13 protein-coding genes are annotated in these 14,975 nt (G+C 60.6%); 9 read left to right on the top strand and 4 right to left on the bottom strand.

Annotated elements, in window-relative coordinates; genetic code table 11:
- From AB4N82_RS24005 to AB4N82_RS23985, 5 genes are all read left to right on the top strand, one after another.
- A complete protein-coding gene (locus AB4N82_RS24005) occupies window positions 1-1,623 on the top strand; it encodes an ArnT family glycosyltransferase (RefSeq protein WP_122765158.1) in 1,623 nt (540 codons plus the stop codon).
- 189 nt (window positions 1,624-1,812) lie between these two features.
- Entirely contained in the window at window positions 1,813-2,052 is a 240-nt protein-coding gene (locus AB4N82_RS24000) for a type VI secretion system contractile sheath small subunit (protein ID WP_122765159.1), read from the top strand.
- Between the two features lie 178 nt (window positions 2,053-2,230).
- The gene (locus AB4N82_RS23995) at window positions 2,231-2,941 is read left to right on the top strand and encodes an HPP family protein (protein ID WP_122765160.1); all 711 of its coding nucleotides are present in this window, start codon (window positions 2,231-2,233) and stop codon (window positions 2,939-2,941) included.
- A 142-nt stretch (window positions 2,942-3,083) separates the two neighbouring features.
- On the top strand, window positions 3,084-4,187 hold the full coding sequence (locus AB4N82_RS23990) for an enoyl-CoA hydratase/isomerase family protein (RefSeq protein WP_122765161.1): 1,104 nt from the start codon (window positions 3,084-3,086) through the stop codon (window positions 4,185-4,187).
- Between the two features lie 3 nt (window positions 4,188-4,190).
- Window positions 4,191-5,342, top strand: a complete 1,152-nt coding sequence (locus tag AB4N82_RS23985; protein ID WP_122765162.1) for an acyl-CoA dehydrogenase family protein — start codon at window positions 4,191-4,193, stop codon at window positions 5,340-5,342.
- A gap of 75 nt (window positions 5,343-5,417) precedes the next feature.
- Here AB4N82_RS23985 and AB4N82_RS23980 read toward each other — a convergent pair whose 3' ends face one another.
- Genes AB4N82_RS23980 through AB4N82_RS23965 form a run of 4 tightly spaced genes read right to left on the bottom strand, consistent with a single transcriptional unit; the run spans window position 5,418 to window position 9,304 of the window.
- A complete protein-coding gene (locus tag AB4N82_RS23980; RefSeq protein ID WP_122765163.1) occupies window positions 5,418-6,191 on the bottom strand; it encodes an enoyl-CoA hydratase in 774 nt (257 codons plus the stop codon).
- A gap of 11 nt (window positions 6,192-6,202) precedes the next feature.
- Window positions 6,203-7,330 (bottom strand): acyl-CoA dehydrogenase, encoded by a 1,128-nt coding sequence (locus tag AB4N82_RS23975; RefSeq protein ID WP_122765164.1) that lies wholly within the window; start codon window positions 7,328-7,330, stop codon window positions 6,203-6,205.
- 9 nt (window positions 7,331-7,339) lie between these two features.
- Window positions 7,340-8,524: an acetyl-CoA C-acyltransferase gene (locus AB4N82_RS23970; RefSeq protein WP_122765165.1), complete on the bottom strand. Its 1,185-nt coding sequence runs from the start codon at window positions 8,522-8,524 to the stop codon at window positions 7,340-7,342.
- Window positions 8,525-8,536: 12 nt separating this feature from the next.
- Window positions 8,537-9,304, bottom strand: a complete 768-nt coding sequence (locus AB4N82_RS23965) for an SDR family NAD(P)-dependent oxidoreductase (RefSeq protein ID WP_099602498.1) — start codon at window positions 9,302-9,304, stop codon at window positions 8,537-8,539.
- 291 nt (window positions 9,305-9,595) lie between these two features.
- On the opposite strand from AB4N82_RS23965, the gene AB4N82_RS23960 reads away from it, so the two are divergent.
- The 4 genes from AB4N82_RS23960 (at window position 9,596) to AB4N82_RS23945 (ending at window position 14,939) form a co-directional block, all read left to right on the top strand.
- Window positions 9,596-10,489 carry a bestrophin family protein gene (locus tag AB4N82_RS23960; RefSeq protein WP_032885671.1) on the top strand — a complete coding sequence of 298 codons (894 nt, stop codon included), beginning with the start codon at window positions 9,596-9,598 and terminating at the stop codon, window positions 10,487-10,489.
- Window positions 10,490-10,565: 76 nt separating this feature from the next.
- The gene (locus AB4N82_RS23955) at window positions 10,566-11,624 is read left to right on the top strand and encodes a tetratricopeptide repeat protein (RefSeq protein ID WP_095184748.1); all 1,059 of its coding nucleotides are present in this window, start codon (window positions 10,566-10,568) and stop codon (window positions 11,622-11,624) included.
- A 145-nt stretch (window positions 11,625-11,769) separates the two neighbouring features.
- Window positions 11,770-13,269: an ATPase domain-containing protein gene (locus AB4N82_RS23950; protein WP_032885743.1), complete on the top strand. Its 1,500-nt coding sequence runs from the start codon at window positions 11,770-11,772 to the stop codon at window positions 13,267-13,269.
- Window positions 13,269-14,939: a response regulator gene (locus tag AB4N82_RS23945; protein WP_095184747.1), complete on the top strand. Its 1,671-nt coding sequence runs from the start codon at window positions 13,269-13,271 to the stop codon at window positions 14,937-14,939. The genes AB4N82_RS23950 and AB4N82_RS23945 overlap by 1 nt, the downstream gene beginning before the upstream one ends.
- Window positions 14,940-14,975 lie beyond the last annotated feature (36 nt).

Below are 14,975 nucleotides of genomic sequence, written 5' to 3'. Positions count from 1 at the left end.
GTGAACACAGCCCGACCGCCTTTGCTGAGTGCCACGATCCGCCGCCAATCCCTCTGCCTGGGATTGCTGGCGCTGTTGCTGTTTATCGCCGGCAGTTGGCACCAGGCGATTATCGGTTTCGACTCACGCTTCGTGCTGTTCGCCCAGGAAATGCTGCGCCATGGGCCGGGCTTTTTTCCCACCACTTACGGCCAGCCGTATGCTGATTATCTGGCCACCTCGACCCTGATGACCTGGCTGTTGTCGCTGCCCCTGGGCCAGGTCACCAGCCTCACGGCCTGGCTGCCCACTTCGATGGCCTCGGCACTGATCGTCATCCTGGTGTATCGCCTCACGGCGCCCTACTCCCAGCGCTGGGGCTTGTTGAGCATTGCGGTGCTGCTGTTGAGCACCACCTTTATCAGCGAAACCCGCGCCGTGTCCCTGGACCAGATGCTCGCCGCGATCACCTTGACGGTGTTTTATCTGGGTTACGCCCATGATCATTTCTCTGCGGGTAAACGTCTGCACTGGCTGTTTCTGCTCTTGATCCTGGGGTTTGCGATACGCGGGCCAATTGGCCTGGTCGTGCCCACCGGTGTGCTGTGCAGCTATTACCTGATCAACCGGCAATGGCGCCAACTGCTCAGCTTCGGCCTCCTGGCGCTGGCTCTGCTGCTGGCATGTGTCGGCCTGCTGTTGCTGATGGCCAAACTCAGTGGCGGTGAGCGTTTCATGCAGGACGTGATCCGCATGCAGTTCCTCGGGCGCATGGATGGCAGCGAAGGCAGCAGCGGTGTGCTGTATTACTTCACCAGCTCCCTGGGTAATTACGCCTTGGCCTATCCCCTGGCGTTGCTGGTGCTGCTGGCAGTGGCGACCGGTGGGCGGCGCACGCCGGAGCCGGCCTTGCAATTGGTGCTGTACTGCGCCGCTGCCGGCTTGCTGGTGATGGTTGGCCTGTCGATCCCCCAGGCGAAAAAGGCGCGCTATGTACTGCCGATGCTGCCCATGGCGGCGATTATTGCGGCGTATCCCTTTTACGGCGCACGCGGGCGGCTTTTCGCCTGGCTGCGCGGCCTGATGCTGGGTTTATGGACGCTGCTGCCTACGCTGCTGATCGCCGGGCTGCTGTTCGTGCGCCCACGTTATCCGGAACAACTGAGCCATCTGGGCTTGGTGCTGGGTGTGCTTGGTGCGCTGCAGGCATTGGCGCTGTTGTCGTTGTTCGTCTCTCGTCTACGGCCGGTGGGGCCGGCCTTCACTGCGGTGTTGGCGGTGTGGGCTACCTACATCCTGGTGGTGGAGCCGCTGGAGCGCAGTGTCTATGACACCCGCACATTTACCTTGAACGTTCATGAGCAGGTGATGCAGCAGCATGCCCCCGTGGTCTTGCACGGTTTGGGCAAAGACGCCAAGGCCATCAAATACATGGTCAACCTCGACTGCGATCAGGTGCCGTTGTTTACCCAGCAAGCTGCTGACCTGACGCCCCTGCAAGGGCCAGCCTGGCTGGTGATGAGCGAAGAGGATTTCCGCGCGCTTAAAGATCCGCGCTTTGCCACGCTCACACCGACCTTAACGGGTGAGTTTGATCGCAACACCTTTGTCCTGCTGTACCTGGCCAAACCCCCACAGCCTTGAGCCGACCCGGAAGAATCCTACGCAGCTATGCGTAATGGCTGGTGTCATTTCACTTTCCGGGGGTTGAAACCCAACTGTAAACTCGATGGCCATGTGGGGTAGGTCTTTACCGCCACAGGCCATGGAACACAACAAGGACGTTAAGAGCGGCAGCCATCACTGCGGCTCACTTCGCGAGAGGACAATGCCGTGCCAAATGATCGTTTACCTGATACTCCTGCTGCCTTGATCCGGGATGAAGTGCATATCGGCTACCTACCCATTCCGCCGTTGGATCGACTGATGTCGCTACGCAACGCTCTGGTGGCACTCAAAGGTCCCCTCTCTGGCGAGCCAGGGCTCCTGGAAAACCTGCAAAAGCATATGTTCAACGAAGAAACCGATATCCGCGTCTTGGGCAAACTGAACACCGCGTGCATTCCCCTCTAGTGAAATGGGTTTTAATTCAATATTTATGCATTAAAACCTCATTAATATGCATTGGCGCCGATAATCGAGGCGCGGCACACTGCGCAGGTTCCTCCCCCAAATGCAGGAACGTTCAAAGGGCTTTTCCGGGAAACCAGACAAGCCTTTTTTTTGCCCGCCGTTTATGGATTTCTTTTCAATGCTCGCTCGCTGGTTTCCCGCTGCAATCAATACTCGTCCTACCGAATGGAGCCGTGCCGCCATTGGGATGGCACTGGGTACATTGTTCAGTGTCTGGCTCTGTGCCCAGGTATTTGGCATGGAGGTGGCGCTGCACCTGCTCGGCCCGCTGGGGGCCTCGGCGGTGTTGTTGTTTGCCGTCTCCTCCGGTGCGCTGGCGCAACCCTGGTCGATCATCGGCAGCTACCTGTGCGCCGGTGTCGTGGCATTGCTGGTCGCGCGGGTTCTCGGACGCACCTTGGGCGGCGCTTGCCTGGCGGCCGGCATGGCAGTGGTGTTGATGTGCTGGCTGCGTTGCCTGCACCCACCCGCAGGTGGCCTGGCCATGACCCTGGTGCTGGCCGACCCGGCTTCCGCCGCACTGGGCTGGCATGAGTTGGGCGCTGTGCTGCTCGGCGCCAGCGCCCTGCTGGCATGTGCGCTGGCCTACAACAACGCCACTCGCACGCGTTATCCCAAGGGGGCTGTCGAGTCCCCTTCGGCCGTATTGAATACCCCCGATGCAGCGCGAAACCCTGCCGTGACCGCCGCCGATTTGAAGCTGGCGCTTGCCGAGATGGAGCAGTTCTACGACGTGGCGCCCGCAGAGCTTGAACAACTGATTCACGCGGCCGAAACCCACGCGCGCCGTCGCAGCATCGGCGAAGTACTGGCCAACCGCGCGCCCTGAGCAGAGGCCCGGGCGCCCTGCATAAATGCAACAACCACCTGCATGATTCCGGGTTGTACTGCGCAAATTTGCACTGGTACGATCGCGAGATAGTTCGTCCCCGAACATCTTGATAAAGAACAATAAAAGCAGGGAGTTAGAGATGACTGCTCAGGTTTCATCCGAAGCAAGCCGCGCCGATTCGCCTCAGGAAGAGGTACTGGCCGACGTCCGCAACCATATCGGCCACCTCACCCTTAACCGCCCTGCGGGTTTAAACGCCATCACCCTCGACATGGTTCGCAGCCTGACCCGGCACCTGGAGGCCTGGTCCGACGATCCATCGGTCTACGCCGTGGTCCTGCGCGGCACCGGCGACAAAGCCTTCTGTGCCGGCGGCGATATCCGTTCCCTGTACGACAGTTTCAAGAATGGCGACACCCTTCACGAAGATTTCTTCGTCGAGGAATACGCCCTCGACCTCGCCATCCACCACTACCGTAAGCCCGTGCTGGCGTTGATGGACGGGTTTGTCCTCGGCGGTGGCATGGGCCTGGTGCAAGGTGCCGATTTACGCGTCGTTACCGAGCGCAGCCGCCTGGGCATGCCGGAAGTGGCCATTGGTTATTTTCCCGACGTGGGTGGCAGCTATTTCCTGCCGCGCATTCCGGGCGAACTGGGGATTTACCTCGGCGTCACCGGCGTGCAGATCCGAGCCGCCGATGCACTGTATTGTGGTTTAGCAGACTGGTACCTCGACAGCAACAAGCTCGCCGACCTCGACCAGAAACTCGACCACCTGCAATGGCACGACTCTGCGCTCAAAGACTTGCAAGGTGTGCTGGCAAAGCTTGCGGTGCAGCAGCTGCCCGATCCGCCGCTGGCAGCCTTGCGCCCGGCGATCGACCATTTCTTCGGGTTGCCGGATGTGCCGAGCATCGTTGAGCAATTACAGGCCGTCACCGTTGCCGACAGCCATGAATGGGCGCTCAACACGGCCCACCTGATGCAGACCCGCTCGCCCCTGGCCATGGCCGTGACTTTGCAAATGTTGCGCAAAGGCCGCCGCCTGTCGTTGGAACAGTGTTTCGCCCTGGAACTGCACTTGGACCGGCAATGGTTCAAGCGCGGCGACCTGATCGAAGGCGTGCGCGCCCTGATCATCGACAAGGACAAAACCCCGCGCTGGAACCCGCCAACGTTGCATGGGCTATCAGTTGCCCACGTCGAAAGCTTCTTCCAACAGTTCGAGCAAATTGCGAGATAAGCCATGCAAGACATTGAATACACTGAAGAACAAGTGATGATCCGCGACATGGCGCGTGACTTCGCCCGGCGTGAAATCGCCCCGTCCGCCCAAGCCTGGGAAAAAGCCGGCTGGATTGACGACAACCTGGTAGCCAAAATGGGCGAACTCGGCCTGCTGGGCATGGTGGTCCCGGAAGAATGGGGCGGCACCTACGTCGACTACGTGGCTTATGCCCTGGCGGTGGAAGAGATTTCCGCCGGCGATGGCGCCACCGGCGCACTGATGAGTATCCACAATTCAGTGGGTTGCGGGCCGATCCTCAACTACGGCACAGCGGCGCAGAAAGAAACCTGGTTGGCAGAACTTGCCAGTGGCCAAGCGATTGGCTGCTTCTGCCTGACCGAACCCCAGGCCGGTTCCGAAGCCCACAATCTGCGCACTCGCGCTGAGCTGCGTGACGGCCAGTGGGTGATCGACGGCGCCAAGCAATTCGTCAGCAACGGCAAGCGCGCCAAGTTGGCTATCGTGTTTGCCGTGACTGATCCGAACTTGGGCAAGAAAGGCATTTCCGCTTTCCTAGTGCCCACCGACACCCCTGGCTTTGTGGTGGACCGCACCGAACACAAGATGGGCATACGCGCTTCTGACACCTGTGCCGTCACCCTCAACCAATGCACAGTTCCCGAAGCCAACTTACTGGGCGAACGCGGCAAAGGCCTGGCGATTGCGCTGTCGAACCTGGAAGGTGGCCGCATCGGTATCGCCGCCCAGGCCCTGGGTATCGCACGAGCAGCGTTTGAAGCGGCGCTGGCCTACGCCCGAGACCGGGTGCAGTTCGACAAGGCGATCATCGAGCATCAGAGCGTGGCTAATTTGCTGGCGGACATGCAGACCCGCTTGAACGCGGCCCGCCTGCTGATCCTGCACGCAGCGCGCCTGCGCAGTGCCGGCAAGCCGTGCCTGTCGGAAGCGTCACAAGCCAAACTGTTTGCCTCGGAAATGGCGGAGAAGGTCTGCTCGTCAGCGATGCAGATACATGGCGGCTACGGCTATCTGGAGGATTACCCGGTGGAGCGTTACTACCGGGATGCGCGGATCACGCAGATTTACGAAGGGACCAGCGAGATTCAGCGGATGGTGATTGCCAGGGAACTCAAGAACTACCAGCTCTGACAGAGACACCAACGAACTACTGTGGGAGGAGGCAAGCCCCCTCCCACATTTGCACTTCAGTACATGAAGATTGGCTTACTTATCCTTGAACTCTGGCGTGCGCTTGGCCACAAACGCCGCCATACCTTCCTTCTGATCCAGCGTCGCAAACGCCGCATGGAACACACGGCGCTCAAAGCGCACGCCTTCGGACAGGCTCACTTCAAACGCACGGTTCACGCTTTCCTTGACCATCATGCTGATTGGCACCGACTTGCCAGCAATCAGCGTGGCGACCTTCAGCGCTTCATCCAGCAACTCATCGGCCGGCACGATGCGCGCGACAATCCCGCAACGCTCAGCCTCCACCGCATCGATAAAGCGCCCGGTCAGGCACATTTCCATGGCCTTGGCCTTGCCTACCGCGCGGGTCAGGCGCTGGGTGCCGCCCATGCCGGGCAGGACGCCGAGGTTGATCTCTGGCTGGCCGAATTTGGCGCCATCACCCGCCAGGATGAAGTCGCACATCAGCGCCAGTTCGCAGCCGCCGCCCAAAGCAAAACCGTTGACGGCGGCAATGATCGGCTTGCGGCGGTTGGCCACGCGGTCGCTGTCGCTGAACAGGTCATCGAGGTAAATCTGCGGGTAGGTCAGCTCGGCCATTTCCTTGATATCGGCGCCGGCCGCAAAGGCTTTCTTCGAACCGGTCAGCACGATGCAGCCGATGTGCGGATTGGCTTCCAGATCATCCAGCGCCTGGTTCAACTCACTGACCAACTGCGCATTCAGCGCATTCAGGGCTTGCGGACGATTCAGGGTAATCAGCCCGACGCGGCCCTGGACGTCGAGCAAAATGGTTTCGTAACTCATGTATCGGCTCCTTAGAGATTGCGTGAGATGACCATGCGTTGAATGTCGCTGGTGCCTTCGTAAATCTGGCAGACCCGCACATCGCGGTAGATCCGCTCCAGGGGAAAGTCGCTCAGGTAACCGTAACCGCCCAAGGTTTGCAAGGCGGCCGAACAGACTTTTTCGGCCATTTCCGAGGCAAACAGCTTGGCCATCGACGCTTCCACCAGCGCCGGCTTGCCGCTGTCGCGCAAGGCGGCGGCGTAATGCACCATCTGCCGTGCCACGGCGATTTGCGTGGCCATGTCGGCGAGTCGGAAGGCTACCGCCTGGTGTTCGATCAGCGGTTTGCCGAAACTCTCGCGCTCGCGGGCGTAGTCGCGCGCCGCTTCAAACGCGGCACGGGCCATGCCCACTGCTTGCGAGGCGATGCCCACGCGGCCGCCTTCGAGGTTGGCCAGGGCGATCTTGTAGCCTTCACCCTCCTCACCCAAACGGTTGGCCACCGGGACCTTCACGTCTTCAAACAGAATCTGGCACGTGTCGGACGCATGCTGCCCCAACTTGTCCTCGACCCGCGCGACGCTGTAGCCCGGCGAATCGGTGGGCACGATAAACGCGCTGATCCCGCGTTTGCCTGCCGCTGGGTCGGTAACGGCAAACACAATCACCACCCCAGCGTTTTGCCCGGAGGTGATGAACTGTTTACAACCGTTGAGCACGTAGTGGTCACCGTCCAGACGCGCGCGGGTTTTCAGGCTGCTGGCATCGGAACCGGCCTGCGGTTCGGTCAGGGCAAAGGCCCCCAGCATGGCGCCGCTGGCCAGAGGCGTGAGGAACTGCGTTTTTTGCTGGTCGTTGCCGAACTTGAGGATGGGCACGCAACCCACCGAGTTGTGCACGCTCATGATGGTGGAGCAGGCTCCATCACCAGCGGCAATTTCTTCCAGGGCCATGGCGTAAGCCAGGTAGCCGGTATCGGAACCGCCCCATTGCTCCGGCACCAGCATGCCGAAAAACCCCAGTTCGGCCATCTCGCCGATGGCCTCCTTGGGAAAGCGGTGCTCGCGATCCCATTCGGCGGCGAAAGGTTTGAGACGTTCCTGGGCGAATTGCCGGGCCGCGTCGCTGATTTGCAGTTGTTCGTCATTGGGCAGCATCGTGGCTCCTTAATACAGGCATTCGACGGCCATGGCTGTGGCTTCACCACCGCCGATGCAGATCGCGGCAACGCCACGCTTGAGGCCCTTCTGGCGCAGGGCCGAGAGCAAGGTCACCAGGATGCGGGCGCCCGAGGCACCAATCGGGTGGCCGAGGGCGCAGGCACCGCCGTGAACGTTGACCTTGGAATGGGGGATTTGCAGCTTGCTCATGGTCACCAGGCTGACCACCGCGAAGGCTTCGTTGATCTCGAACAGATCCACTTCATCAAGGTTCCAGCCGGTCTTGCTCATCAATTTGCGAATCGCACCCACTGGCGCCATGGGAAACAGCCCCGGCTCATCGGCAAATGCAGCATGCCCATGGATCACCGCCAACGGCTTGAGCCCACGTTTGTGCGCCTCGGACTCGCGCATCAGCAGCAGCGCCGCAGCACCGTCGGAAATCGAGCTGGAGTTGGCCGCTGTCACCGTGCCGCCTTCGCGAAACGCCGGTTTGAGGCTGGCAATCTTGTCCAGCTTGGCTTTGGGGGGTTGTTCGTCGTGCAGAATGGTTTTTTGCTCTTTGCCGACAGTGACCTGTACCGGGACGATTTCGGCAGCGAAGTTGCCGTGGGTGATCGCCTCCTGAGCGCGGGTCAAGGAGGCAATGGCGAAGGCATCCTGGGCTTCACGGGTGAAGCCGTTATGCAGGGCGCAGTCTTCGGCGAAGGTGCCCATCAGGCGGCCCTTGTCGTAAGCGTCTTCCAGGCCGTCGAGGAACATGTGGTCGAGGACGCGGCCATGCCCCATGCGGTAGCCACTGCGGGCGCGGTCCAGCAAATACGGTGCGTTGGACATGCTCTCCATACCGCCAGCAATCACCACATCGACACTGCCCGCCAGCAGTGAATCATGGGCCAGGATGGCGGCTTCCATACCTGAGCCGCACATCTTGTTGAGGGTGGTGCAACGGGTGGACTTGTCCAACCCGGCGCCCAATGCCGCTTGCCGCGCTGGCGCCTGGCCCAGGCCAGCAGGGAGTACGCAGCCAAACAGCACTTCATCCACGGCGTCGGTAGCGATACCGGCGCGCTCAACCGCTGCACGAATAGCGGCGGCACCGAGTTGAGGTGCGGTCAGTCCCTTGAGGTCACCCTGGAACCCGCCCATGGGCGTGCGCACGGCGCTGACAATCACGATGGGATCAGTCATGGGTCACTCTCCTTACTTGGCTGCCATGCGCAAGGCACCGTCAAGACGGATCACCTCGCCATTGAGCATGCTGTTTTCAATGATGTGCCGCACCAGTGCGGCGTATTCGGCAGGCTTGCCCAGCCGTGGCGGGAATGGCACGCCGGCGGCCAGGGAGTCGCGCACTTGCGGCGTCATGCCGGCCATCATGGGCGTTTCGAAGATACCGGGAGCGATGGTCATTACGCGAATACCGAAACGCGCCAATTCACGAGCCGCGGGCAGTGTGAGGCTGGCGATGGCACCTTTGGAGGCCGCATACGCAGCCTGACCGATTTGCCCATCGAAGGCGGCCACGGAAGCGGTATTGATGATCACGCCGCGCTCACCGTCGGCATTCGCTTCGGTTTCCGCAATGGCCGCAGCGGCCAGGCGTAACAGGTTGAAGCTGCCGATCAGGTTGACGTTGATCACCTGGGCGAAGTTCGCCAGCACGTGAGGGCCGTTCTTGCCGAGAATTTTCTCGCCGCGCACCACGCCTGCGCAATTGACCAACCCGTGCAAGCCGCCAAAGGCCGAAACCGTGGCTTGCACGGCGGCTTCAGCGGCAGCTTCCTGGCTGATGTCGGCCACCGCACTGCGGGCGTTTTCACCCAATTGCTTGGCCTTGGCGGCGACCGCTTCGGCGTTCAAATCCACCAGCATCACCTTGGCACCAGCGGCGATCAGCATCTCAGCGGTGGCCGCGCCGAGGCCCGAAGCGCCGCCGCTGACCAGAAAAACCTTGTTTTCAATCTGCATCATTGTTTCCTTGAACGATGGACCGGGTAACGAGCGTATGGCCCAGATAGTCGCTTGGGTGCTGCACAGCGACAATGGTCAAAGCTTTCAACATGGCTGACTGGTTTGGCCAAGGGGGCAAGGCACTGGTGGTGAGTGGACTTGCCCCGCCCACCACAGAGGCCTGCTTGACACAGAAGCTGGCGCACCTCCGATCATAGACCCCACCGATCAGCCGGTAAGCCCAAGCGATTGGACGCCCTCCCTATCAGCTTCTAACCTGATGGCCTGCACCACCAAAGAAGCCCCCCCATGATCGTGCGTCCTAAACCCAATCTCCTGGGTATCCTGTTTTCCCTAAAAGGTTCGATTGCCAAGCGCATCGCCCTGCGCAGCCTACTGGTCACGTTGCTGGCGTCGGTGATCGTGCTCGTGGAAACCCTGCACCCCGCGTACTTCTCCAAGGTCAACGCCACGCCCTTCACCTTGCTCGGGCTCTCGTTGTCGATCTTCATGAGCTTTCGCAACAATGCCTGCTATGACCGTTGGTGGGAGGGCCGCAAGCAGTTGGGGCAGATGATCATCGAGGTGCGCTCGCTGATCCGTGAAACACAAGTACTCGCCGATGCCGCTGAACGTGCGCGCGTGTTGCGCGGGCTGGGGGGCTTTGCCCATGGGTTGATCGCACGACTGCGCCATGAAAATGAAGCCCAGGCGATACAGCCCTGGGCCAGCGTGGAAGCGGACCATCCCAACCTGCCGGACCGTGTGCTGCAACAGCTCGGCGGGCGGTTTTCGGTACTGGCTCAGCAGGGCGTCATCAGCGAATGGCGCTACACCCAGCTGGAAACCCGCTTGGTCAGCCTGAGTCAGGTTCAGGCCTCGTGCGAGCGGATAAAGACCACGCCACTGCCCTTCCCTTACACGCTGCTTTTGCACCGCACCATCTACCTGTTCTGTATTCTGCTGCCCTTCGCCATGGCCGAACCTCTGGGCTGGCTGACACCGGTGTTCACCGCCATTGTCAGCTACACCTTTTTTGGCCTGGATGAAATCGGCGATGACCTGGAAGACCCGTTCGGCTTTGATGAAAACGACCTGCCCTGCAATGCGCTTCTACGCACCTTGGAGCGTGAGATTCTCGCGGCGCTGGGCGAAACCGAACTGCCGGCGCCCTTGGAGCCAGTGGAGTACGTGCTCACCTGACGCCGGTTTGACACCTGCCCTGGTCTGACCGAAGCTGACGGCCTTTGTAATAGCTACTCAAGCTTCGGACGCCTGCATGTCAAAGTCACGCCGTTACGCCATCGTCGGCCTGTGCGCCCTGTTCTTCATTGTGCTGCTCACCTGGTATTTCTCCCGCTCCGCCCCGGTGGCTGTGGCTCCCGCGATTGCCCATGGCTACGCCAAAGCGCTGAAACAGGCGCGTAACGGCGAGCCTGGCGCCGCCCGAGTGCTGTATCAGCAATTGGGCCGCCCGGACCTGACCGATGAGCGCCGCGCCGCCCTGCATGCCGAACTGCACAACTATCCAAGCCCCCAGGCCCTGAAGCTGGCGGATAAAGACCTGATCAATGAATCGCCGGTGGTGCGCGAAGCGGCGATCCACAGCATTGTCGGCCTGGTGCCCACGGGCCAGCGCACCCTGCTGCTGGGCCCGGCGCTGGATGACCCCGAGCAAAGCGTGCGCTTTGCCGCCGCCAATGCCTTGCTCGGCCTTTCGCCGGACACCCTTGGCCTGTATTTCGGGCCGCTGCAGCAGGTGTTGGACGAATTCGTGAAATACCTCAAGGCCCAGCCCGAAACCGCCGAGGGGTGGATTCAGCTGGCACGCCTCTACATCCACAGCGCGCTGTTGCCGGAGGCGCAACAGGCCCTGGAACAGGCGATGCGTTTGCAACCGGACAACCTGCAAGCAGTGGTCGCGCAGATCGAGCTGTTGGATAAGCAAGGCAAGACCGACGAGTCCCGCCAATTGCTGGCGCGGCAGTTGGCGTCTCACCCCGAGTCCGCCTACTTGCAACACGCCCTCGGCATGTGGCTGCTGCACCATGGCGAGCGGCCTTATGCCCTCCTCGGCCTGTCCAAAGCGGTAGAGCTTGAGCCGGATAATCAGGATTACCGCTACGACCTGGCCACCACCCTGCACGACCAGCAGGAGCTGGAGGCAGCGCAGCGCCAATTGGAAGAAATCGTCCAGCGCCACCCGGCCAATCGCAAGGCTCGGGTGCTGCTGGTCAACTACTGGAAAGAGAGTGGGCAGTTGCAGAATGTCCAAGTGCTGCTGGCTCAGCTTGAGCAACAGAATCCGGACGATCCGGCCTTGCAGCAAGGGCTCTAAGACACGCCACGACACCTCGGGGACGGCTCGCCTGTACCGATAAATTGAGCCGTTTGTTGAACGGTTGCATAGTGCCACGGTCAAGTAAACATGGCGTGTTGTGACGAACATGCCCTTCCACTTGTACGTGACCCGAGGGCACTTCTTGTCTACATCCAAAGAGCTGTTCAGTGAAAAGGCGGCCACCGGCATCGAAGGTCTTGATGACATTCTTGCCGGGGGGCTATCGCGCAGCCACCTGTTTTTGCTGGAAGGTGAACCTGGTACCGGTAAAACCACCGTGGCCCTGCATTTCCTTCAGGCCGGGGCAAAAAACGGCGAGCGATCCTTGTACATCACCTTGTCGGAGACTGAGCGCGAGTTGCGCCAGGGCGCCAAGTCCCACGGTTGGGACCTGGATGACAACATCCATATTTTTGAGCTGACCCCACCGGAAAGCTTGCTCAATGCCGAGCACCAACAGAGCCTGCTGTATTCCTCTGACCTTGAGCTGGGTGAAGCCACGCGGCAGATTTTTGAGGTGGTGGAACGGGTCAAGCCGACCCGCGTGGTCGTCGACAGCCTCTCTGAGATCCGCCTGCTGGCGCAGAGTTCGTTGCGTTATCGCCGGCAGATCCTCGCCATCAAGCACTACTTTGTGCGTTATGACGCCACCGTACTGCTGTTGGACGACCTGACCACTGAATCCCTGGATAAAACCGTGCACAGCGTGGCCCACGGCGTGATCCGTCTGGAAGAATTGACGCCGAACTACGGTGCCGAACGCCGCCGCGTTCGCGTGGTGAAGTACCGTGGACAGAAGTATCGCGGCGGTTTCCACGACTTCACCATCATGCAGGACGGGGTGCATGTATTCCCTCGCCTGGTGGCCGCCGAACACCGCGGTGGTTACAACCGCCAGACGCTCACCAGCGGCATCAGCGAGATGGACTCATTGTTGGGAGGCGGTATCGAGACGGGCTCCAGCAGTCTGATTCTCGGCCCGGCCGGTACCGGCAAATCGTTGATCTCGATGATCTTCGCTGCCGCCGCCGTGTTACGCGGCGAAAAGGCAGCGCTGTTTATCTTCGACGAAGAGCTGGGGTTGTTGTTTGAACGCATGAAAAACATGGGTATCGACCTTGAAGCGCTGCAGGCCACCGGCAACTTGATGATCGAACAAGTGGACGCTGCCGAACTGTCCCCTGGCGAGTTCTCCCACCGGGTGCGCCGCGCTATCGACGAAGGGGGTATCAAAACCGTGGTGATCGACAGCATCAACGGTTACCAGGCGGCGATGCCTGAAGAAAATGCGCTGATCCTGCACATGCACGAGTTACTGCTGTACCTCAACCGTCGCGGTGCGGCGACCTTCATGACCGTCGCTCAACACGGGTTGGTGGGTGACATGCAAGCACCGGTCGACATCACCTACCTGGCCGACACAGTGATTCTGCTGCGTTACTTTGAAGCGCTGGGCAAAGTCCGCCGGGCGATTTCGATCATCAAGAAACGTACCGGCGCCCACGAGTCGACCATTCGTGAATACCGCATCAGCAACCGTGGTTTGACCGTCGGCGAGCCCTTGGACAACTTCCAGGGCGTACTGCGCGGCATCCCGACCTACATGGGCGCAGGCTCCCCTTTGCTCAAGGATGAGCAATAGTGCCGAATCTACTTGGCGTTTCCGAACGCGCGATCATCCTGGCGCCAGTGGGGCGCGACAGTTCACTGGCGTTGATGATGCTCAACGAAGCCGGTTACTCCGGCATCGTCGCGACCCACCTGCCGATGCTGTGCGACGCGATGGAAGAAGGTGCAGGTCTGTTGATCATTGCCGCCGAAGCCTTGCGCGGTATCGATCTGGAGCCGCTGCTGGAAAAACTGCACCAGCAGCCCGCTTGGTCGGATATGCCCATCGTGCTGATGACCCATCACGGCGGCAGCGAACAGAACGGTTCGTCCCACCTCAGTGGCCTGCTCGGCAATGTGACCTTCCTGGAGCGGCCCTTCCACCCGGTGACCCTGATCAGCCTGGTCAGCGCTGCTCTGCGCGGCCGTCGTCGCCAGTACGAGGCGCGTGACCGCCTGATCGACTTGAGCGAAAGCGAACTGCGCCTGCAACGCACACTTGAAACCCTTGAACAACAAGTCGAAGAGCGCACCGCGCAACTGCGCCACAACGAAGAGGCGCTGCGCCAATCACAGAAAATGGAAGCCGTCGGCCAATTGACGGGCGGTATCGCCCACGACTTCAACAATATGCTCACCGGGATTATCGGCAGCCTCGAGTTACTGCGCAGGCGCGTGTCCCGTGGCAAGTTGGACGACCTCGATAGCCTCATCGATCTTGGCGTCACGTCAGCTAACCGCGCAGCCGGATTGACCCATCGGTTGCTAGCGTTTTCCCGCCGGCAATCCTTGGACTCCAAACCGGTCAATATCAATGAACTGGTCAGCTCCATGGGTGAACTGCTGGAACGCAGCATCAATGAAAGCATTACCCTTGAGATGCAACTCACCGACCAGCCTTGGACAGCTGAAGCCGACCCCAATCAGCTGGAAAGCGCCCTGCTCAACCTGGTGCTCAATGCCCGCGATGCAATGCCCAACGGCGGCAAGCTGACGGTGGAAACGTCGAATCGGCACCTGGACAGCGTTTTCACCGCTGCGTTTGGCACCCTGCCCCCAGGCGATTACGTTGAGCTGAGCATCAGTGATAACGGCTGCGGCATCCCGCAAAGCGTGATTGGCCGTGTGTTCGATCCCTTCTTTACCACCAAGCCGATCGGCCAAGGCACCGGCCTTGGTTTATCGATGATCTACGGCTTCGCCCGTCAGTCCCGCGGACACGTCACCCTGCACAGCGAGGTGGGCCTTGGGACGACCGTCAGCCTGTTCCTGCCACGTTTTCTGGGTGAGACCGTCGTGCCCGCACCCGTCGACCCTGCGTTGCTGCCATTTGCCAATTCCGGGGAGACCGTGCTGATCGTCGAGGACGACCCCGCCGTACGCGTGCTGGTCAGCGCAGTACTTAAAGAGCTGGGTTATGGGTTTGTTGAGGCAGAGGACGCCAATACGGCATTACCGATCATTGAATCTGAACAGCGGATCGACCTGTTGATCAGCGATGTCGGCTTGCCCGGCATGAACGGCAGACAAATGGCAGAGATCGGCCGGCAGATGCGGCCGGATCTGAAGGTATTGTTTATTACCGGCTATGCCGAACATGCCGCCGTGCGCGGTGGTTTTCTCGACCCTGGCATGCAGTTGATTACCAAGCCATTTACCTTTGATTTGTTGACGGCGAAGGTGCGGGAGATGATCCGGGCGTGATGTGATGCATGTATTGCTTGCGGCACAGCCAGGTCA

This window comes from Pseudomonas sp. H1_D04 (assembly GCF_054683855.1).
This window is presented reverse-complemented; position numbering and strand designations above follow the sequence as displayed.